This window comes from Acidobacteriota bacterium (assembly GCA_016208495.1).
Classification (GTDB): Bacteria; Acidobacteriota; Blastocatellia; order Chloracidobacteriales; family Chloracidobacteriaceae; genus JACQXX01.
The window spans coordinates 1-20,651 of sequence record JACQXX010000023.1 but is presented as its reverse complement, the minus strand read 5'-3'; the positions used below and the strand labels follow the sequence as shown (position 1 = coordinate 20,651).

At 50.1% G+C, this 20,651-nt stretch carries 13 protein-coding genes; 7 read left to right on the top strand and 6 right to left on the bottom strand.

Annotated elements, in window-relative coordinates; translation table 11 throughout:
- Positions 1-259 precede the first annotated feature (259 nt).
- Complete coding sequence (locus HY774_04415; GenBank protein MBI4747705.1) at positions 260-598, bottom strand: hypothetical protein; 339 nt, start codon at positions 596-598, stop codon at positions 260-262.
- A gap of 629 nt (positions 599-1,227) precedes the next feature.
- Here HY774_04415 and HY774_04410 point away from each other — a divergent pair.
- The gene (locus HY774_04410) at positions 1,228-3,066 is read left to right on the top strand and encodes a hypothetical protein (protein MBI4747704.1); all 1,839 of its coding nucleotides are present in this window, start codon (positions 1,228-1,230) and stop codon (positions 3,064-3,066) included.
- A 111-nt stretch (positions 3,067-3,177) separates the two neighbouring features.
- A complete protein-coding gene (locus HY774_04405; GenBank protein ID MBI4747703.1) occupies positions 3,178-4,098 on the top strand; it encodes a diacylglycerol kinase family lipid kinase in 921 nt (306 codons plus the stop codon).
- Between the two features lie 40 nt (positions 4,099-4,138).
- Here HY774_04405 and HY774_04400 read toward each other — a convergent pair whose 3' ends face one another.
- Complete coding sequence (locus HY774_04400; protein ID MBI4747702.1) at positions 4,139-5,509, bottom strand: sigma-54-dependent Fis family transcriptional regulator; 1,371 nt, start codon at positions 5,507-5,509, stop codon at positions 4,139-4,141.
- Positions 5,510-5,989: 480 nt separating this feature from the next.
- Here HY774_04400 and HY774_04395 point away from each other — a divergent pair, with 480 nt between their 5' ends.
- Both HY774_04395 and HY774_04390 read left to right on the top strand, forming a co-directional pair.
- On the top strand, positions 5,990-7,396 hold the full coding sequence (locus HY774_04395) for an alpha-amylase (protein MBI4747701.1): 1,407 nt from the start codon (positions 5,990-5,992) through the stop codon (positions 7,394-7,396).
- Positions 7,397-7,536: 140 nt separating this feature from the next.
- A complete protein-coding gene (locus HY774_04390; GenBank protein MBI4747700.1) occupies positions 7,537-9,129 on the top strand; it encodes an aspartyl protease family protein in 1,593 nt (530 codons plus the stop codon).
- Between the two features lie 18 nt (positions 9,130-9,147).
- Here HY774_04390 and HY774_04385 read toward each other — a convergent pair whose 3' ends face one another.
- The 4 genes from HY774_04385 to HY774_04370 all read right to left on the bottom strand — a co-directional run bounded on the left by HY774_04385 (position 9,148) and on the right by HY774_04370 (position 14,047).
- Positions 9,148-10,233 carry an ISAzo13 family transposase gene (locus HY774_04385; protein MBI4747699.1) on the bottom strand — a complete coding sequence of 362 codons (1,086 nt, stop codon included), beginning with the start codon at positions 10,231-10,233 and terminating at the stop codon, positions 9,148-9,150.
- Between the two features lie 356 nt (positions 10,234-10,589).
- Positions 10,590-11,453, bottom strand: coding sequence for a hypothetical protein (locus tag HY774_04380; GenBank protein MBI4747698.1), 864 nt, complete (start codon positions 11,451-11,453; stop codon positions 10,590-10,592).
- A gap of 96 nt (positions 11,454-11,549) precedes the next feature.
- Positions 11,550-12,701, bottom strand: coding sequence for a dispase autolysis-inducing protein (locus HY774_04375; protein MBI4747697.1), 1,152 nt, complete (start codon positions 12,699-12,701; stop codon positions 11,550-11,552).
- A 38-nt stretch (positions 12,702-12,739) separates the two neighbouring features.
- Positions 12,740-14,047 (bottom strand): ATP-dependent 6-phosphofructokinase, encoded by a 1,308-nt coding sequence (locus HY774_04370; GenBank protein ID MBI4747696.1) that lies wholly within the window; start codon positions 14,045-14,047, stop codon positions 12,740-12,742.
- Positions 14,048-14,735: 688 nt separating this feature from the next.
- Between HY774_04370 and HY774_04365 the strand changes: the two genes are divergently transcribed.
- The 3 genes from HY774_04365 to HY774_04355 all read left to right on the top strand — a co-directional run.
- On the top strand, positions 14,736-18,650 hold the full coding sequence (locus HY774_04365) for a GAF domain-containing protein (protein MBI4747695.1): 3,915 nt from the start codon (positions 14,736-14,738) through the stop codon (positions 18,648-18,650).
- Between the two features lie 580 nt (positions 18,651-19,230).
- On the top strand, positions 19,231-19,998 hold the full coding sequence (locus HY774_04360) for a hypothetical protein (protein MBI4747694.1): 768 nt from the start codon (positions 19,231-19,233) through the stop codon (positions 19,996-19,998).
- A partial coding sequence (locus tag HY774_04355) for a hypothetical protein (protein ID MBI4747693.1) occupies positions 19,976-20,651 on the top strand: 676 nt, incomplete at its 3' end. The genes HY774_04360 and HY774_04355, both read left to right, overlap by 23 nt.

The window sequence follows — 20,651 nt, the reverse complement described above, 5'->3', positions numbered from 1 at the left end:
AAAAAATCAGGGATAGAGGCGAGGGGATAGCTTTGGGCAAATGGCGGATGAAATGGAGGGATAGTAAAAGGTAAGGATATAAGGTCGCGCGTCACGGCCAGGATCGCAACCAGGCCGACACTACGATGCCGACCGTGACGAGCGCCATATTGGTTGAGGGATTGTAGGGTCTACCCTACCTGACAGATGCTTTTTGGTCTGATCTTGAAAGAACCACCGGTGATCGTCTCCTCACTCTGGCTCTGGTTCTTCCTCACCGTCAGTTATTTTGGGTTCTCTCCTCCCTGTTTCCCTCAGAAACTGTGTTCACGTCCCGTTTGAGACTGACTCCCGAGATTGATAAGAATCGCAAATACTCGGCATCATTGGCTTTATGGGAGACCAGCGTCTTCACCGGCGACACCCTTTGAGATGCAGATTGTTGGGCAAAAAAATCTTCAGCCTTGAGTGATGCAATTTCTTGGGTGGATTGTGGCTGAGTAAAAAGTATACTTGCAATTCCCAGACCAAAAATTGTCAGGATCACAGCGACTGTTAGCCGGGAGATTTTTGAATGCTTCAAAAATTCAAAATACTGCACATCATCTTCGGGTTTCATAATTTTGAAGAACTTTCTATGACTGAACCATTTACGTGACGTTTGGCATTCTCATTAAAAGGCGAATCCCGTGCCACGTGTAAAAAATTCGGTGCTACTTGTAAAAATTTTTCAGAATTTCCGGAGGGAAAAGAGTGCCAATCAAAACTAACTAATAGTGTTTCAGATGATTGCATGCGCACAGCGAGCCCAAATTACAGAAGGAAAAATTTCTCTTTGATCTTTGGGTGAATCACTCAACGTCAGGTGAAAAGGGTGGGTTTCAGCTAGAGGTGCCCGTTTTTGGGAAATTCGCGTTTCAATTCCGAACAACCATTAAAATCAAGCTAACCAGTTTATATTCAAAAGTTTGGAAAAATCGAGTTCATCTTATTTATCAAATCCAATTCATCAAATAAATAACCGGGTAATGGGAAAATGATGAATTGACCGAGAACTCATAACCTGAATGTGCCTTCAATTTGAATGCCCGCAAGTTTGAGAATTGCCCCAAATTCACTTAGGGGTTGTCAGCCGCTCCATTTTGTGATTTAGACATAGGGTTAAAATATCAAGGAAAGATTTGGGCTACTCATTCAAGACAACGGGAGTTTCGTTGGTCTGGTAGCTGTGATCGGGGAGTTTTCAAAATGAAGATACCGTTATGCACCTGGCAGTGGACCAACCAGAGTGTTGTGCTGCTGGTACTCATTGCACTTGGGATAGTGAATTCCGATGTCGTTTGGGCTCAGGACACCACATGGGTTCAGCGGGCTTCAAATCAAGAAGCACGTCAGGAAGTGGCGGTTACTGAAGTGCAAGGTCGCATTTATCTTATCGGTGGAATTTCAAATCGGATTGTCAGCAATACAGTTGAGCGGTATGACCCGGTTGCCGATACCTGGGCGAGAGTGGCACCGGTGCCCGAGCGGCTGCATCACACCACAGCAGTCTCCCTCAATAATCGCATTTTTGTGATTGGCGGGTACAATTCACTTGCTTTTACACCTGTGGCCTCGGTTTACATATTTGATCCAGCCACCAACCAGTGGACCGAAGGACCTGCATTACCCTCCCCCAGAGGAGCACTGGCCTGCGTCACCATTGATGGAAAAATCTATGCCGTTGGCGGTGAAGGAGATCAAACAACCGGCGAGTTAAGTGTTTTTGACCCAACCACCAACCGCTGGGAATCCCTGCCGCCAATGCCGACCCCTCGGGAACATATTGCGGCGGGCGTGATTGATGGCAAGCTGTATGTGGCAGGCGGACGAAATAGTAATAGTTTTACCCTGACTACCCTTGAGGTTTTTGATCCCGCCACCCGAACCTGGCAAAGCCGGGCCCCACTTCCAACGGGTCGAAGCGGAATTGCCGGAGCAACCGTGAATGGCCGGTTTTATGTTTTTGGAGGTGAGGGCAACCGCAATCATCCGCTTGGGGTTTTTGAGGAAAATGAGTCCTATGACCCAATGACCAATTCCTGGCGAATTGAACTTCCCATGCCGACACCACGCCACGGGATTGGGGCCGTCGCCCTCAATAGCCGGATTTATATTCCGGGTGGCGCGCCAGTCCAGGGGTTTGGGCAGACCACGGTCCACGAAGTGTTTGTGGTTGATAGCACCCAACCCGTCAACCACCCCCCGGTGATTGAGCCGATACCGGATGTTGAGATTCGAGCCTTTGATCAACAGTGCATCCCCATCCGGGTCACAGATCCCGAAGGCGATGCCGTCAATGTCAATTGTGGCTCAACCAACCCAGGTTTTGTTCAATGTCGCACTGGAAATCCGCCCGAAATTTGTCTTCAACCCATTTCTATTGACGGTGGGACGTTTCAGGTATGTGTGGTGGCCTCTGACACATTTGGAAACCAGTCAACCGCCTGCTTTCAAGTCACAGTCCAGGCCAACACACCACCTGAATTCCGCCCATTTCAGCCTGTGACGATGAAGGAAGGCGATACGTTTTTAATCCTGGCGCTGGCCATTGATCGCGACACACCACGAGATCCTGAAAAAGACGGCAAAATAAGTCTCAAATTGATTGAAGGCACGAGGTTTGCCAAATTTGTGGACAATGGCTTTGGAATGGGCGAACTGACCCTCACTCCAACCACGGGGGATGGAACACCTGAAGGGAAACCCTATCGCCTGATTTTTGAAGCCACCGACCATGGAACCCCGCCCTTGTCATCAACTGAAATTCTGCGGATCTCAGTGATTGGAAAAGAGGTTTCCAATGCTCCGGAAATTCTCAATGTGACCTATGAGGGGAAATTGCTGACCATCACCGGATTCGGACTCCAACCCTCCCCACTGGTTGAAATCAATGGCAAAGTCATTCCGGTTGCTGCTGGCCAAACCAACGCCTCGGTCGTGATCATTCAGGGAAAAAAGAAAAAGCTCAATTTAAAGAACGGGAAAAACACCATCACCATCACGGTCAAAGGCGTCCAGTCACGCCCCTTCGAGTTTAGACTTTAAACTCATATCAGATTGTAGTCAGTAGTTTACTAACTCCATTTGATTGAGTTACTTGACTGTCTTCAAATACAATCATTTCAATGCAAAAGGGTATCAATAACTCTTCAATCTATGAACCAATCCGCCGTCGTAATTTTCAACCCTCGATCAGGTGCTCACAAACGAAGAGACCGGGCAACTGAAATTCAAAATTACATCCAGCTCCTTAACAGGTATGGAATTATCGCTGAACCCTGGCCCACCACGGGGCCAAACGATGCGACTCGCCTGGCTCATGAAGCCGTGGTCAAGGGTGTGGATGTGGTAATTGCCAGTGGTGGGGACGGTACGCTGAACGAAGTCTTGCAAGGCATGGCCCGCAGTCAAACACCACTGGGGATTTTCCCAGGCGGAACCGCCAATGTATTGGCCAATGATTTGAATATTCCAGCAGATCCTGAAGCCAACGCCCGGTTCATCGCTGAGGGCCACCGGCGGCCAATCACCATTGGGTTGGCCGGGAACCGGTACTTTTTTCTGATGGCGGGGATTGGACTGGATGCGGCGATGGTCAAAAACGTCGATTCCTCACTCAAAGCCAAACTCGGCGAAGGTGCCTATTTGATTTCGGGGCTTCAGCATCTGGTCAAACAGCCGCAAACCTTTACGGTTGAAGTCAACGGCCAGTCCTACCAGAGCGGTTTTGTCGTGATTGGCAACTCGAAGGGATACGGAGGAGGCTTTAGCCTGACTCCCCACGCCAGTCTGTTTGACCCGCAGTTTGAAGTCAGTATTTTCCCACCAAAGAGCTTTGGGTTTGAGTATCTTCCCTTTGCGATCACCACGCTGGTGAGCAGTGTTGACAAAATGAAGGGGGTTATCAAGCTCCACTCAAGTCACATCAAGGCTTATGGTCTGGAAACCAACCAGCCCTGGGTTCAGGTTGATGGTGAACTTTTAGGTCCACTTCCGATGGAATTTTCTTCCTTTTCGTCCTTTTTGTCCTTTTTGTCTTTTTCGTCCTTATTTAATTTCGAAAACCTGGAACCCTGAACCCTGAACCCTGAACCCCGCAACCCTGAACCCCCTGAATTCAAAGCCCATATCGCTGAAGACGACGATAGAGTGCACTCCGGCTCAGGCCCAACGTCTCGGCTGCCCGGCTGACATTTCCATCATGACGGGCCAACGCTTTTTTAATCAGCAGACTTTCGACTTCTTCAAGGCTCATCTCTTCCAATCGAGGTGAAGACTCGCGAAACGTCTGTAGCCCCAAATCGCCAACCTGAACGACCTTCCCCTGTGCCATCAAAACGGCCCGTTCAATGACATGGTCAAGTTCACGAACATTCCCCGGCCAGCCGTGGTTGAGCAACGCCTGCATGGATTGCTGGTCAAAGCCAGTGAGTGACTTTCGATAGTGCTGTGTGTGCTGGGCCAGAAAATGAAGTGCCAGAAGTGGAATATCTTCGCGCCGTTCACGAAGCGGAGGCAACCGGATTTCAATGGTATTTAACCGAAACAGAAGATCCTGGCGAAAACGGCCATTTTTTACCTCTTCACTCAGGTCGGCGTTGGTTGCGGAAAGAATTCGAACGCTGACTTTCCGCGTTCGTGAGGATCCAACCCGTTCAAACTCGCCGGTTTCAAGCACTCGCAGGAGTTTGGTCTGCAGGTTGAGTGGTACATTGGCAATTTCATCCAGAAACAGTGTTCCACTGTCAGCCAGTTCAAACCGGCCAACCCGGTCCGCCTTGGCATCGGTATAGGCGCCTTTGACATGGCCAAAAAGTTCACTTTCAAAAACACCTTCCGAGAGCCCCCCAGCATTGACCGTTACGAGTGGTTTCCCCGTGCGCATTGAAACCGCGTGGAGCGCCCGTGCAACCAGCCCTTTTCCAGTACCATTTTCGCCGGTGATCAACACGTTGGCATCCGAAGGCCCCACTCGTTCAATCATTTGCAGCACCGGGCGCATGCTGGCGGAATCGGCAATGAGTTTCGGATACCCTTCGTTGCGCAGCATCCGGTTTTCAGCTTCCAGACGCTGGCCCCGCCGTAACGCCTGACCGAGTTCAATCTGATTGCGCAATATCGTCAACAACCGTTCATTATCCCAGGGTTTTTGGACAAAATCGCGCGCGCCGCGCCGGATAGCTTCGACGGCAAGTTCAACACTCCCCCAGGCCGTCATTACCACCACCGGCAGGGTACTATCCACGGCTTTGATTCGCGAAAGTAAGTCCAGTCCTTCCTGTCCCGAGGTGGTGTCCCGTGCGTAGTTAAGATCCATCAAAACCACATCGAAATCCTGTTTTCCAATCGCATCCAGGATCGCGGATGGCGACGACGCCGAGGCAATTTTGTACCCTTCCGCTTTTAACATGAGCCGGAGTGCTTCAAGCACATGGGCCTGATCGTCAGCAATTAATATCATTGGGGCAAAAGAATCAGTCGTTTTCATAAATGTGTTGTTGTTGAGTATGGCTTCAAGTTTCCTTGAAATTTCTGAGGATGAACCGGTTCAAATGTGCAACCAACGTGCCAGGAACCAGGGCCTTTCCGGCTGTTTCCTTTCCATTCCCAAAGAGTTGGAACAACCAGGGCCAACGTCAATTCTGATGGTGTTGAAAACTGGTAACTGGCTGAATTTGAATCTTTTTTAAATCCAGTTACCCAACATGAATTTACCAAACCTCATGGTCAAATTCGGCACTTGAGCGTCTGAGACAAGTCAAGGTTCATCATACCATAGCCAGCAGGTGCCCGGTTTTGGGATTTTCATTGCCCGTCAATGGAAACAGGTTCCAGGTTCAAGCCCTGACTGGCTCGATTCTTCCGGGTGGCAATTCCAAACTTTGATGAGACCTGGATTGACCTGATGGTAGAAGAGAAGGCAAGCTAACACCTGCTCCCCCTGACTTTTTTCCGAAGAGGTGAACCAATGCGCTTGTCCAAATACCTGTTGGCCAGCCTGCTCTGGGTACCATTTCTGGTGGCTATGTTCCCACACTCTGTTTTTTCACAAACACCGACCCGCGATTTCTCAAAAGAAACCTCCCGTCCAAAACCAGTCTGGATTCAGGACGCGATTATTTATGAGGTCTTTCCGCGCACTTTTTCCGCCAAAGGCAATTTTGCCGGCGTGACCGAGCAATTAGACCGACTGAAAACGCTCGGGGTGGATGTGGTGTGGTTGATGCCGATTCATCCGATTGGCGAAGTCAAACGCAAAGGGACATATGGCAGCCCGTATGCCGTCAAAGACTACTATGCGATCAATTCAGACTACGGCACGGCTGATGATTTGAAAAAACTGGTTCGCGAAGCCCATCAACGGGGGTTAAAAGTCATTATTGACGTTGTGGCCAATCACACCGGATGGGACAGTGTCATGATGAAAAACCCCGAATTTTACGTCCAGAATGCCGCAGGGCAGATCATTTCACCTTACCCGGACTGGACAGACGTGGCTGATCTCAATTATGACAATCCGAAGCTTCGAGAATATATGACCGGCATGCTCAAATACTGGCTGCAAGAGTTTGATCTGGATGGATTTCGGTGTGATGTTGCCGGTTTTGTACCAACCAGCTTTTGGGACCAGGCCCGAGTTGAACTCGAAAAAGTCAAACCTGATCTGATTATGCTGGCGGAATGGGATCAACCTGACCTGCTGGTGAAAGCTTTTGATATTGACTACGCCTGGCCATTTCACAAGGCCCTTGATGGTGTGTTAACCGGCAAGGAACCGGCGACCTTGCTCCGAAAAGTGTGGGAAACTGAGCGCAACACCTTTCCGGCAGGATCGCTCCACCTCCGGTTTTCAGACAACCATGACGAACGGCGGGCCATTGTCCGCTTTGGAGAACATGGTGCCCTGGCGGCTCAAGCTCTGATGTTTACCCTTGACGGTGTGCCGTTGATTTACAACGGCATGGAAGTCGGGGATACGGCTGAATCAGGGGCTCCGGCCCTGTTTGAAAAACTGCCGATCTTCTGGCAAATCGGTGAGCGCCGACCTGAATTTGCCCGGTTTTACAGCCAGATGATTCCACTGAGAAAAAAATACACGGCACTCCGTCAGGGAGAAACCATCTGGCTCCAAAATTCTGATGAATCCCACGTGGTGTCCTATGTGCGGCGGTCAGGAAATGAAGAATTCCTGGTCGTGATCAATTTTTCCAATCGCCCATTTCGCGGTTTTGTTGAAATCAATCGCGGCAACCAGTTTGAAGAAGTCACCCCGGATTTGACGGATGGCAAAACGAAACGCGAAACCATGGTGTCTCTTCCCGCCATCACCCTCGATCCGATGGGCTTCCGCATTTTTCGGAGAGCGACGAAGTAGCAAAGTAGCAAAGTAGCAAAGTAGCGAAGTAGCTCAGCGTTGATTGTCAAAACGGATCTGTCAGTCCCTAAACTCCTTGCCTTGTACTACTTCGCTATTTCGCTATTCACTATTTCGCTACCTCAGTAAGGAAGGACCATATGCACCAAAAAATATCTGTTCGCAGTCAAGTCCAGACCTGGTTCCGACTCTTCATTTTTGGACTGGTGGTTTTGGCCGGCAGCCAGTTCACGCTGGCTCAAACCAGGCAAGCCCAGGCATTCACGATTGATCAAATTCAGGCAAACATCCGCCAGGCAGTGAGTTACGAAGCTTTGGAAAAGAGTTCCAGCGGGCTGGTCATGAAGGGAGAGGCCGTTTACGTTGGCGTGGACCACACATTTGAACTTGCCTGGACGCCAGATGGTAAATTTCGGGAACAGCTTTCCGGTCGGTTACCTGTGAGTACCGGGTTTGATGGTCAACTGACCTGGACCACCGATTGGTCAGGGCTTGCCTATACCACAACGCTCGAAGATCGTGAAACCTCACAACTTGAGTACTGGTTGCGAACCTTCCACTGGCTTGCTCCAAAAGCCCAGGTCGAAATCCGGACGATTGCCGATCAAACCACACCTGAGCAGATCGCCCTGGGAGTAAAAATCAAGCAGGGCCTCACCGAAGCCACCGTCCTCATTGACCGAAAAACCTGGCTACCGTCCAGTTTCAAATATGGCGTGGCTGGTCCGCCACAAACCTGGAAGTTACAGGAGTACAAGTCTGTCCAGGGCATCAATTTCCCTCACCTGGTTGAAAATACAATCCGTGGGCTGGTCAACTCGTACAAACTCAAAACACTGGTCCCGCTGGAAACGAAAAACGGTAAACAATTTGAGTACCGGCAAACCATTCCAGATGATACGACCTGGTCAGGCGCATCCCCGACTATCGAAATGAAGCGGACTCGAACCGGGCATTATCTGGTTCATCCAAGAATCAATGGGAAAGATGTGGGCTGGTTTATTTTTGATAGCGGTGCGGGTTCGATGGTGATATCAAAGACAGTGGCCAGGGAGCTTGAGTTGCCAACTTTTGGACAAATCCCCGTGGGTGGCGTCGGCGGATATACCCAGTCGGCGTTGTGTCAGGGGAAACTGTTTGAACTCGGTCCGATTTCAATTCACCGCACGACCTACCTGGAGTATGACTTTGGGCAGTTGTCCGCTATTTTTGGTGAAAAAATCGCCGGCATCTGTGGGTTTGACCTCTTCACCCGAGCTATCGTGGCACTTGATTCAAAGTCCAACCAGATTGAAATTCACAACCCGGCAAAATTTGAGTTAACACAGGCCGAGTGGCGAGAAATGCTCATCATTGACCGACATCCCCACGTCAGATGCCGGTTTGAAGGTGACCGGGAAGGTGTTTTTAAAATTGATACCGGGGCCAATTCGACGGTTATTTTTACGACTCAGGCGGTTGAATCATTCAAATTGCTCGAAAGCCGAAAAACTGAGTCTGGCAGATCAGGAGGCGTCGGAGGTACGGTTGAAACCCGGAACGGCCAAATTGAATGGATTGAATTTGGAGGACAGCGATTTGCCAATCAACCTGCCCTGTTTTCCCAGGCCAGGGAAGGCGCACTTTCCAACCCGTACCTGACTGGCGTGGTTGGGGCGCCACTCCTTGAACCCTTCAAAGTCTTTTTCCATTACGGCGGGAGAAAAATTGCCTTTGTTCAAAAAACAAAGTAAGGGAGTCGGAAGAAAATATCATACCGGGTGCTCCGTCCGATGCGGATCAATCAGAACATCCCACCAAGGGAGTTCTGGTGAGCGATGAATGAACTGGTTGAGGGTGGTCATCGCGGCTTTGGTCAGGGAAACGCCTTTGGAATAGACTTTTTGGCTGAGCGAAACGACCGGGTTGAGACCGTTCCAGGTCATGGTTTCGGCCCACTTGAGGGTCAAATCAATGGTGGACAGGAGCGTGCCATTCCAATGATGTTCAAGCGCCGCCCAACAGCGTTCAATCGGGTTGTACTTGCTATGGTAAGGTGGATAATAAATCAAGCGGAGGCGCAAGCCGGTGGTGTGGGCGAAGTCAACCAGGCGGGCCAGGAATTGGGTGCGGCGGCTGGCGCTTTCAGGGCCGTTGTCGCTGTTGATGACCAATTCGGTCACGGCGGGGAACGTCGCCTTGACGCGCTGCCACCAGTCGTGAAGGCAATCAACGAGGAAATCGCTGGTTTTGTGCGAGACGCCGAAGGCGAGATAGAAGTCGTTGGTTTCAAGGTTGAGCAGGCCGAACGGAATCAGCTTGGTTTTAGGTTGCAGATCGTGGTCGAGTGCCCGAACCGGTTCGGGCAGACGGGATTGACCGTCCCGACTATAGTCGCCAACCACGACTGTCGCCTTGGTATCGATGCTGATGCGCAAGGTCGTCGGGGTCGCGTCCGCCGCCCGGTTGACTTCAGCCACGTTGGCGAAGATGGCGTCCGTTTCAGGAATTTTTTTTTGCGGCTTGGTTTTTTGAACGCTTTGCAAGCGATACCCCAATCGGTTCAGGACCGTCCGCAACGTGCGCGCTGTCGGCAAATCCTTGTCCTGATACCCTTTGTGCTCAATGAGGGCCCGTCGTACGCTCTCAGCCCCGATGCGGGTGTACGCAAACAGCGTTTTCAAGCGCGGATCGGCCTGGCTGTGCTCGGCCACCAACTCGTGAATTGCCGCTTCAAGCTCCGGGTGTCGGACTTCGCTGCGGTGATTCCCACGCGCCTGGTAGTTGTCGAGACAGGTGATTCCGCTCCGCAGTTCGTGCAACCCCACTTCGACCGCCGCCCGACTCCAGCCGAACATCGTTTCGAAATGCACGTTTGCGTGGCCCGGTCAGTTTTCGGGCCGCTTCTTTGAGCAAGTCTTTGATTTCCGGTGTGATTGGTTCGGCCATCGGCCTGTTCTCCTCATTTTTGGTCTATGATAGCCTATCCCCGTCACCAATTTCTTGATTTTGATTCAAATCGGTAGATTATTTTCTTCCGACTCCCTAAGTACCTTGTCAAAATTTCCTGATAGATTGAATTTGGGAAGTGTTTGATTCTTTTCGTGTATTTCGTGTGTTTCGTGGTTCAAAATGTCTGGGAATTTTCGGTAAGGTACTTTGTTCCCAGGGAGAAGGCCGGAATCAGTTCTCGCTCCAGAAAGTGATTTGCTTTTCAGGCTTTCACTCGACAGGCAATGGCCTCGGCCAGACGCCGGGCCGCTTCTGGAACGCAACTGAAATAGAGCGCCGGTTCAATCAATTCCAGTTCCATCAGCCAGAATGTCCCATCTTTCACCACACCATCCACGCGGGCATAAAGCAACGTCTCGTCGAGCGCCTCAATCACCCGATGTGCGGCGTCAACCACCTCCGGAGGCGCTGTGCTGGCAAAAAACTGGCCGCCCCATTCCTCTTGAACTCTGAAATCCCCGGCTTTGGCCTGTTTGAGCACGGTGTGGGTGAGTTTTCCATCTACGAAGATGAAGGACCACTCACCAGCGGTTTGGATTTCTTCTAAAAATGGCTGCACCACTAAATCAGCCTGAGTTGCGAGTTCCATAAACTGAGCCTGGAATTTGCCGGTTTGCTGCTTTGTCACCCGATGCGTTTCATAGGCCGTGGCGGAAACAGTTGGTTTCACCACGACCTGATCCCATTGCTGTTCATCGAGAACGGCCTGCAACGGCCCCGTATTTCCACGTTGAATCCATACCGATGGGACAACCGGCACCCCACGCGCCTCAAGCTCGCGCAGGTACTGCTTATTCATATTCCATTTGATCACTGAAGCTGGATTGAGGAGCGGGATGCGGTTCTGTTCAACGGCACTCAGCCAGTCCTGAAACTGGTCGAAGTTGAGGTGGTAGTCCCAGGGTGACCGCACCACAACCAGTTCAAACCCTGACAGATCAGGATTATCAGTCCAGACGACCGGCGTTACCGCAACATCTGACTTGCGGAGTTCTTCAACCACAAGCCGGTCATCAGCCGTTAAATTCGGAATTCTATCGCAGGTAATAAAGGCAATGGAGTTCATGGTTTTTGGTAGGGGCGGACCAATGTGTCCGCCCCTGGTATCAGCAGACCAATGTGTCCGCCCAATTGAAGACCTGGCGGACACATTGGTCCGCCCCTACTGAACCTGCTCAACTTCGAGCCCTAAATACATAATTGACGGGTCGGTTCGGGAAAATTCAATCGAATCAATGTCATTGTAGTCATTGTGCGTTTTGTCCAGTTTCTTTGACTTGATATCAAACCGGAAGAGATCCGTGCCGTAGCCCTGGAAATAGGTTCCAAAGACAAAATACAGCACATTTGGATCCGTTGGGTGAGCTTTCATCACCGGTTGATTGCGGATTGTAACTTCGTCGGTTCGGTCAATAACTGGCTTAAAGGACTTGCCACCATTTTTTGAATAGTAAATGTGACGGCCATCTGAAGGCTGATTGGCATCTGATTCGGCCAGATTCAGTCCCATTGCCCACACGACTTTGCCTCGAACCGGAGAGAACGCAAATTCAAACGCATTGATTTTTGTATCTTTCCCAGATCCAAGCCCTTTTGAGGATTTCCAGGTTTGGCCGCCATTGGTGGTAAAGAAGGCTCCGGTTTGGGCCGTTCCAACCAGAATGTGGTCCAGATTGGTTGGATCAAATGCCACCCGGTACAAAATCAGATTGACGTTTGGAACGGGTAATCCTGCAATCCGGGTCCAGGTGGCACCGGCATCCGTTGAATCCCAGATCCCGGTTTCGCCACCAACGCGCAGGTGGTCACCATTGGCTGGATCTATTCCAATCCCGACGATTGAATCAACCGGGGATTTCAAATACGTCACTTCTGTTCCGTCAATCCGGACCAGATACCGTCGGTTGTCTCCCCACCCATAGGCGCGGTCTCCGACTGAAGCTTCCAGCTTCAACGGGAAATAATCCCCTTCGTCATTGAAATCCGCAATTTCCGCCCAGGAACAGCCGGCATCAGTTGAACGAATCAACGTGGCATTATGCACCGCCAGCAACGTGTTGGCTTGCCGCAGGGCGGTCAGCCCAAAAGTGTAACCAATCCCGGTCAACCGTTCTTCGGTCGGAGTGAGCGTTTTTCCATTGTCGGTGGTAAAGGTTACTGCGGGAGTGCCCGTGACCAGGTCGCATGCTGGCGCCGATGGCGTTGGGGTTTCAGATGGGTTTTGCGCAACAAAAGCCTGAATTTGGGGTTCTGCCGGATGCACACTAAAAAATACCGACAAAACCACCGCTGTAAAAAACAACTTCTTTTTCATTTATTGAAATCTCCAGAATAATAGGTGGGATGTCGGGCCTATACGAACCGGGCGGGCTGACCTGTTGCAGCAAGTGCCGACATCCAAAATTCGCTTTCTGGAGAAATCTGCTTTTTATTGCGCGTTGCCAGCGACGTAGGCAGGTGAATAAACATGTTGTACCACAAGCCAATCAGCAAATTGGTTTTTCCAGCCATCGCAGCATGAACCGCATGCCGGGCAAACTGGTCACACAACAAACTGTCGTCACAATTGGCCGGAACGCTCCGAATAAAATAACTTGGGTCAAAGTACTTTAAATTAACTGGGATTTCCTGGGCTTCAAAGTACTTCTGGATGTGGTCCTTTAAATACAGGCCGATGTCCTTGAGTTTGACGTTGCCCGAAGCATCGTGTCCCTCGCTGTCTGACGCAATCAAATCCTGCCCGGCCCCCTCAGCCACCACGACTACCGCATGGCCCCGATTGAGAATTCGACGTTTGAGGCATTCCAGAAACCCTTTTTCCCCGTGGAGCTTAAAAGGAACTTCAGGTACCAAAACAAAATTCACTTCCTGACTGGCAATCGCGGCGGCAGCGGTAATGAATCCCGCATGTCGTCCCATCAATTTGACCAGACTGATTCCATTTGGGGCGCCGTGGGCTTCCTCGTGGGCGCTATCAATGACTTCTTTGGCTTTTTCAATCGAGGTTGAAAACCCAAAGCTGCGGTACACATAGGGAATATCGTTATCAATGGTCTTGGGAATTCCCACCACCGCCAGTTTCATGCCCCGTCGGAGGGCTTCCTGAGCAATGGCATGGGCGCCGCGCTGCGTTCCATCACCACCGACACAAAACAACAGATTGATTTGTTGCTGTTCCAAAAAGTCGAGAATCACCAGGGTATCTTCCGGTCCGCGCGAACACCCCAGAATTGACCCACCGCGCTTGTGGATAGATTCAACAAAATTGCGGGTCAGCATCACTGGCGGTTTGCTGGCCGGGTTAAATCCGCCATAACCAAACCGGATCCCATACACGGTATGCACCCCATACTGGTGATAGAGTTCGAGATAGACTGACCGGATGACATTGTTGAGCCCTGGACACAACCCACCACAGGTCACAATCGCCGCCCGCGTGTCTGAAGGGTCAAAATATATCAGTTCACGGGGACCGGCCTTTTCAAACATAATTTCGTCGGAAGCGATTTCGCCCGGTTGTAACTCGACCTGAAATCGGATTTTTTCAGCATCTGGAACAAAATTTCCCATTCCATCTCCTCTTACAGCCGAGAGTCGAAGAGGTGACTTGATGGTTGGGGTTCCAAGGGTTTGGACAATAACATCATTCGAAGAAAGCATAGGATTCCTTTTCGGGTTCAGAGTTCAAGATTCAGGTAAAACAATGCTGTCAATGAGTTAACCCTGTGAATATCAACTCTTTGACCGCTTCACTTTTCATCCTCATCCTGCATCCTTCATCCCTGGTTTTATGGGGCAACACTGGCACTGACAGGCCCTAGTGTAGCAAACGATGCAAGTCCCTGGCAGACCCGCCACTTCAAAAAAACCACATCGCCCGCCGGTTTTTCGCCTCTCAATGCTATAGACTCCATTTCCTGAATAAGTTAGGGTTAGGTGGTTTTGGTTCTTAGGGACCCAGAAGAAAATAAAATTCGGCGATGAGTTGACTGATCCCACTCAAGATGAAGGCTGGGGAACTGGCGGGTACCACTCAACGTGGAGTATCTGGCCCTGAACCCTGAACCCTGAACCCTGAACCCTGGTGGTATGATATTTCCATCCGACTCCCTTAAACCTCCTGCCTTATACCATTTTGGAATGAAGCAGGCCGGAAACGGCCTGCCTCAATTCAACCACCGCTCTGCGGCGAAAACCAAAAACAACTTGTATTCGAAACCCTGAACCCTGAACCTTGACAAGATGACCGACTGACAAGGTGATAAGATGACAAGGTGAGTTTTTCATCCCTCATCCTTCATCCCTCATCCCTTCCGAAAAACCCTGAACCCTGAACCCTGAACCCTACATGGTACGGCCTTACCTCATCTTGCTACTGCTCTTTGGACTGCTCACGTTGGTGGGCCAGCCCTGCCGTGCCCTGTCTGAGCCGATCAATCCTCTTCCTTCTCCAGCAATCAAAACCGATTTATCAGCCAGTTGTGTGCCGGCCATTCGGGTCTACAACAGCCAGAATGGCCTCCCCCAGAGCGCCGTTCGGGCAATTGCCTTTGATCAAAAAGGCTATCTTTGGGTGGGGACGCAAGATGGAACTGCCTATTTTAATGGTCAGAAATGGACCACCCTCAATGTACCCCAGCGAACAATTTCCCGGTTCTTCCGCAGCATCCTCGCCAGTTCTGATGGCAGCATGTGGTTTGGCTCCGACAACGGTGGGTTGTCGCACCTGAAAAATGGGAAGTGGGAAATCTTTGATGTCCAGTCTGGTTTCCCGAGCAACACGGTTCGCACCCTGCTTGAAACCCGGACTCCCCAGGGAAACTCCGTGCTCTGGATTGGCACCGATAGCGGACTGGTGCGAATGGAAAATGGCAAGTGGCAGGTGATTGACACCTCGAATGGCTTGCCGAACAACACCGTCTGGGCGCTCCTCAAAGTCACCAATCTGGGGAATCAGCAGCTTTGGGTCGGTACCGAAGGCGGGATTGCCTGTTTGGATCAGGGCGTCTGGAAAACCTATACCGCCGCCAGTTCCGGTCTGCCAAACAACGTGGTGTATTGCCTGGTTTCGACGCGAACAGCCACGGGTGAACCTCTCCTGTGGGCCGGAACTGAAAACGGCATTGGTCAATTTGAAAATGGAAGCTGGAAACTCTGGGATCATCCCGGCGGGTTGTCCAAAGGCTTTATTCAAACGGCGTTGCTCCATTCGACCTCAACCACCGGGCAATCAACCTTTTGGGTGGGTTCCTACGGCAGCGGGCTTGGCCGGTTTGAAAACGGCACCTGGCAAATCTACAACCAGCAGAATGGGTTCCCGAGCGATTTGATCAGTGTTCTGCTTGAAACCAGGTCGCCCGAAGGCCATCGGACCCTCTGGGTAGGTACCTACAATGGCGGCTTGATTCGCATTGAATCTGAAAAATGGCAGGTCTTACGCGTCCCTTCCACCTTGCCGACCAACGTCATCAGTTCCCTGTTTGAAACCACCAATGCGGCGGGGGAACCAGTTTTCTGGGCTGGATTTGATTCCGGCGGAGTCGCACGGTTTGAAAACGGTCAGTGGACCGTTTTTGGGGCTTCGGACGGGTTTCCACAACAAAGTATCAGTGATTTTCTTGAAACCCGTTCCGCAACTGGCCAACCAACGGTCTGGGTAGGTATTTATGGCGGCGGGCTGGCTCGTTATGAACAGGGCCGGTGGCAATTTTTTACCGAACAAACGGGTCTTCCCAGCCGGTGGGTGACGTCATTGGCCCAAAGTACCGACACCGACGGCAAAACCGTGGTTTGGATCGGCACCTTTGGCGGCGGACTTGTCCAGTGGAAAGAAAACCGCTGGCAAACGATCACCTCAGCGACCGGGCTGCCTCACAACTGGGTGTGGAGCCTGCTGGTAACCAAAAACCGCGATGGAAAACCGATGGTCTGGGCGGGGACGCGTGCCGGAGGGCTCGGCTGCTATGTTGACGGCGACTGGAAACGCTATGACACCCGCCAGGGGCTACCTTCCAACTGGGTTTGGAGCCTACATGAACAGAAATTGCCCTCCGGCCAGCATACCTTGTGGATTGGCACCAGTGGCGGGTTGTCAGCTCTTTCGCTTGACTCGCCGACTCTGGCCATCACTACGACACTGTCTGAAACCAGCCAGCCGGCACTGCCCAACAACGTGGTGTATCAAATTCTGGAAGATGCGGGGCACCGGCTCTACCTTTCGACGAATAAAGGCGTGACCCGACTGAGCCGTGCCAGTCGTGACGATCAAAGCGGAGACCAGTTTCTGCTGCATACCTTCACCAGCGAAGACGGCTTACCGAGCAATGAATGCCTGATCAATCCGGTCAACTTTCTGGTGGATCGCGCTTCACGGCTGTGGGTCGGAACCGTGGACGGGCTGGCCATGCTGGATCCAAAACTGGAGTATGTTGACCGAACCGCGAAACCACTCTTTTTGGAACAGGTCTCGCTTTTCAACCAGGAAACAGGAATGGCGGTTGAAGTTCAACTCAATCAGTCAGAATTCCGGTATTTTGAAAACAATCTGGCCTTTGAATTTGCGCTCCTGAGTTATTACCGCGAAGGTGAAACCATCTACCAGACCCAGTTGGATGGATTTGACGTCGTTCGGTCCAACTGGTCAACCGAGGCCAAACGCAGCTACACCAATTTACCGGCTGGCGAATACACGTTTTCGGTCTGGGGCAAGGATTATGCCGGAAACATCTCGGGCCCGATTCAGGCCAGTTTTGTGATTCGGCCAGCGCCCTGGCAAACGTGGTGGTTTTACGGATTTGTGCTTGTCAGTGTCGGCGCTACCTTTATTGGGTTTTATCGCTCGCGGCTGAAAGCCCTTCGCCAACGCCAGCACCAACGGCTCAAACTCCTGTATCAGCTCCTGGAAAGCATCCGGGCGATTAACTCGCAGCCGGACTTGCGGGCAATTTTGGACCAGATTGCCGAGGAAAGCGCCCAGTTGATTGACGGAGAACCCGGCGGCATCGGCACGCTTGAAACCGACCGGATTGTGTTTCAACGGTTGTGGAAAGACGGCACGTGGATGGATGAAACCCTGGTTTTCCGGCTGGGAGAAGGTTCAGTTGGAAAAGTGGCCCAAACCCGAAAGTCAATGCTGACGACCAGCCCAAAAGAAGCTGGATTAGAGAACTTCCCTGCCGCGGTCCAAACCTATTTTGCCAATGGTTCACTGGATGTCCCGATCATTAGCCATACGAAAGCTTTGCTTGGTGTGCTGGTAGTTCGTCGTCCAGTTGGGCGGAGTCCCTTTTCAGAAGCGGATCAGAAGCTGATTGAATCGCTCGCCCACCAGGTCGCGGTGGCGATCGAAAAAGCGGCGCTGTACCTGGAAATCGAAGGTAAGAACCTGGAGCTTGAAGAAAAGAACCTGCTCATCCACGAATCAATGCGCGAATTGGAGAAGCTTTACCAGAACGAACAGGAAGTCACGCGCAGCCTCCAGGACCTCAACCGGATGAAGACGAACTTTATCGTAGTGACGTCGCACGAAATGCGAACGCCGTTGACGGTGCTCAAAGGATTTCACGAAGTGCTCTTGAGCGAATATTTGGGATTGCTGACGGGTGCGCAGCGTCAGTCGCTTGAAACCTGTCAACGGATGGTGGACCGATTGACAGGCAACTTTGAAGACATTCTGGAAATGCTCAAAATCAACGAGGGCGCCACGACGCTCAATGTATCTGAGTTTGATTTGAGAGCGGTGATTGACGAAATCCACGGCGAAGTTTCAGTTTTCCTTGATCGTCGGCATCAAAAGCTGATGATTGAGTGTCCGGAAGTGCTCGACATCAAAGCCGACCAGGCCAAACTCCAGTTGATCTTGATGGAAATTGTTCAGAACGCGATTAAATTTTCATATGACGGCGGCATTCTTTTCCTGAACGTAGCCATTGAGAACCATCAGCTACAAGTAACGGTCAAAGATCAGGGGATTGGGATAGATAAATCTGAACTTTCCAAAATATTTGATCAGTTTTATACAAGCGCCGACCCATCCACGCATTCCTCCGGACGGTACGAGTTCGGAGCGCGGGGCGCCGGTCTGGGACTATCCATTGCCCGGAGCTACACCGAATCCCACGGAGGCCGCATCTGGGCTGAATCCGACGGCCCCGGCCAGGGCAGCCAGATCCAGGTCCGGATTCCCCTTCAGTCGAATTTGTTGACTGGGACTGGAGAACCCACATCCACAGGCACTTCCCTGCGGTTGACTTCAAAAGATTGAATCAGCGGTTTGAAATTTTTTTCTTGACAAAAATCCAGCTTTTCTTTACCTTTTTCACACCATTTTTGACCACCCGTTGAAATCCGGCCAGTTTCTTCCACTGGTCGGTACCAGCTACGCCCAGTAGTCGGTTATTCCAGCATCGCAGAGGTAGACTTAAAAACTTCGGTTTTTGGTTTTCAACTTCGGTTCTTCTTGAATTTTTTCCACTGGCGCTCCCATTTGCCGGTGTAGTTGTAGTTTGCCCATAAACTCAATAACTCAATGTGTTCACTCTGGCTTCCCAGCTTTGGAAGTTTAGAGTAATAGTAGTTGTATATCTATACAAATGTAATGCCATGTCGTATTCCAAAACCGTTGAAGTTCAAAAGCTGGATGATGCCTTTTCAGAACAGAAATGAAATCAATTACTTGCAGTCAAATATTAGCAATCGAGAAAAGATGTCTCAAGAGAATTAGAGCACTACCAACTACACCCAATTCTTTCATAAATACTAGAGTTGTTTTTGATGGAAAAACCACCGTAATTTGTTGATTCTGCAAGCCTTGATATTATAAATCAAATCGTAAAACAGGAGGCATGAACCTCAAAATTCTTGCTCCAAAAATCAATCGCCACTGGCTCGTCATCACCCATTTGATTCGAGTTTATGGTTTTCTACCTAACTCATTGATTCTAAACAGTACAACAACTCTACTGTATCTAACTATGTTTAAGCCACACCTTCGAAATTTCAAAACACACCAACCCAAACAACTCCAGTTAGGGAGTTTTCATAAGATTTTTATCAGTATTGGCGCCATATTTATTCTCTATGTCCCATTGGTTTCTTTTGCAATAACTGCTTTAATCGAAAAACTGCCAATTTTTTCCCCTTTTGAATTCTGGAATCGACTTTTCAGTGCGGCTTTAAGTGGGTGGCTAACCCTTTTAGTCCAATTTGCGTTTCGAAAACAAGACAGACTAGAAGCTGAAGAAGCCGTTAAATCTGTAATGTGCAAAATTGGGCAAGATATTCACTTACTTATGCAGCTTTGCCAGCTTGAGGAAACAGGATCACGTGAAGCCCTACACCGAAATCGAAAAGCAGTTGATATGCGAAGTATTTCAATATTTACAACCAATTACATCATTGACTTAATACAGCGCTACCCATTTCTAGCAATTCGCTATTCAGCAGAGTATCGACAATTATCAAGTTTGAAATCTTTACTTTCAAGATGTGCAATTACCAAACCTTTTGCAATCGAATTAAGTAATTGGTTAACAGACTGCCAAAATACACTTTTGAGCCCTGCTTTTATTTCTGATGTCTCCAAAGCAAATGACCCAGAAACAAGAGGATGAAAACAAAATGTCTAAAATAATTCGCCTTAACAATATTGTAACTGAGCGCCCAGTAAATGCTCCGCGTCCTCACCCTTATGAGACCCTGGTAACTCAATTTTTTCACCATGAATCAATAATCACACCTGAGAAATATGTAGGGGCGCCAAATGATCCGCGGATCAATAAATATGGGCTCAACAGAATTAATCTATCTTCTGCTAGTAAAATTGATTTTACAACAAACGCTAAACTAGGAGATAACGAAAAAACTCTAATTGCAAAAACTGTTGATGCAAACCAAGCAATTGTTGCCATTGTTGGACCAATGGGCTCTGGGAAATCAACTTTCTTGAATCTATTATCAATTATTTTTCCAACTATATCTATCAATGGTAAGTCACCTTTTAAAAATTGGAGGCCTATATTTCGCATAATTGACTTCGCCCATACAAAATTAGCAACTCTTGCTCATACTCAAGAGGAGAGTATTCATAGTGATTGTATTGAGGTTCTAACCACGAAACTGGAAGCTATCATCAGGAATTCCCGGCGAGCAGGCCAGGTAGACCCGATCTTTGTCGGTCAGGCTGGTTTGTCACCTCCAGCCGACAGACCACAAGTGAACCTGCGGTTGAGTTGGAAACAGCAGGCCAGAGAGTTTCAATTGAGTG

What these genes read in the sequence shown, in the direction of transcription:
- HY774_04415 (MBI4747705.1), bottom strand. Translation starts at nt 598, where the DNA reads ATGAAACCCGAAGATGATGTGCAGTATTTTGAATTTTTGAAGCATTCA.
- HY774_04410 (MBI4747704.1), top strand. Translation starts at nt 1,228, where the DNA reads ATGAAGATACCGTTATGCACCTGGCAGTGGACCAACCAGAGTGTTGTG.
- HY774_04405 (MBI4747703.1), top strand. Translation starts at nt 3,178, where the DNA reads ATGAACCAATCCGCCGTCGTAATTTTCAACCCTCGATCAGGTGCTCAC.
- HY774_04400 (MBI4747702.1), bottom strand. Translation starts at nt 5,509, where the DNA reads ATGAAAACGACTGATTCTTTTGCCCCAATGATATTAATTGCTGACGAT.
- HY774_04395 (MBI4747701.1), top strand. Translation starts at nt 5,990, where the DNA reads ATGCGCTTGTCCAAATACCTGTTGGCCAGCCTGCTCTGGGTACCATTT.
- HY774_04390 (MBI4747700.1), top strand. Translation starts at nt 7,537, where the DNA reads ATGCACCAAAAAATATCTGTTCGCAGTCAAGTCCAGACCTGGTTCCGA.
- HY774_04385 (MBI4747699.1), bottom strand. Translation starts at nt 10,233, where the DNA reads ATGTTCGGCTGGAGTCGGGCGGCGGTCGAAGTGGGGTTGCACGAACTG.
- HY774_04380 (MBI4747698.1), bottom strand. Translation starts at nt 11,453, where the DNA reads ATGAACTCCATTGCCTTTATTACCTGCGATAGAATTCCGAATTTAACG.
- HY774_04375 (MBI4747697.1), bottom strand. Translation starts at nt 12,701, where the DNA reads ATGAAAAAGAAGTTGTTTTTTACAGCGGTGGTTTTGTCGGTATTTTTT.
- HY774_04370 (MBI4747696.1), bottom strand. Translation starts at nt 14,047, where the DNA reads ATGCTTTCTTCGAATGATGTTATTGTCCAAACCCTTGGAACCCCAACC.
- HY774_04365 (MBI4747695.1), top strand. Translation starts at nt 14,736, where the DNA reads ATGGTACGGCCTTACCTCATCTTGCTACTGCTCTTTGGACTGCTCACG.
- HY774_04360 (MBI4747694.1), top strand. Translation starts at nt 19,231, where the DNA reads ATGAACCTCAAAATTCTTGCTCCAAAAATCAATCGCCACTGGCTCGTC.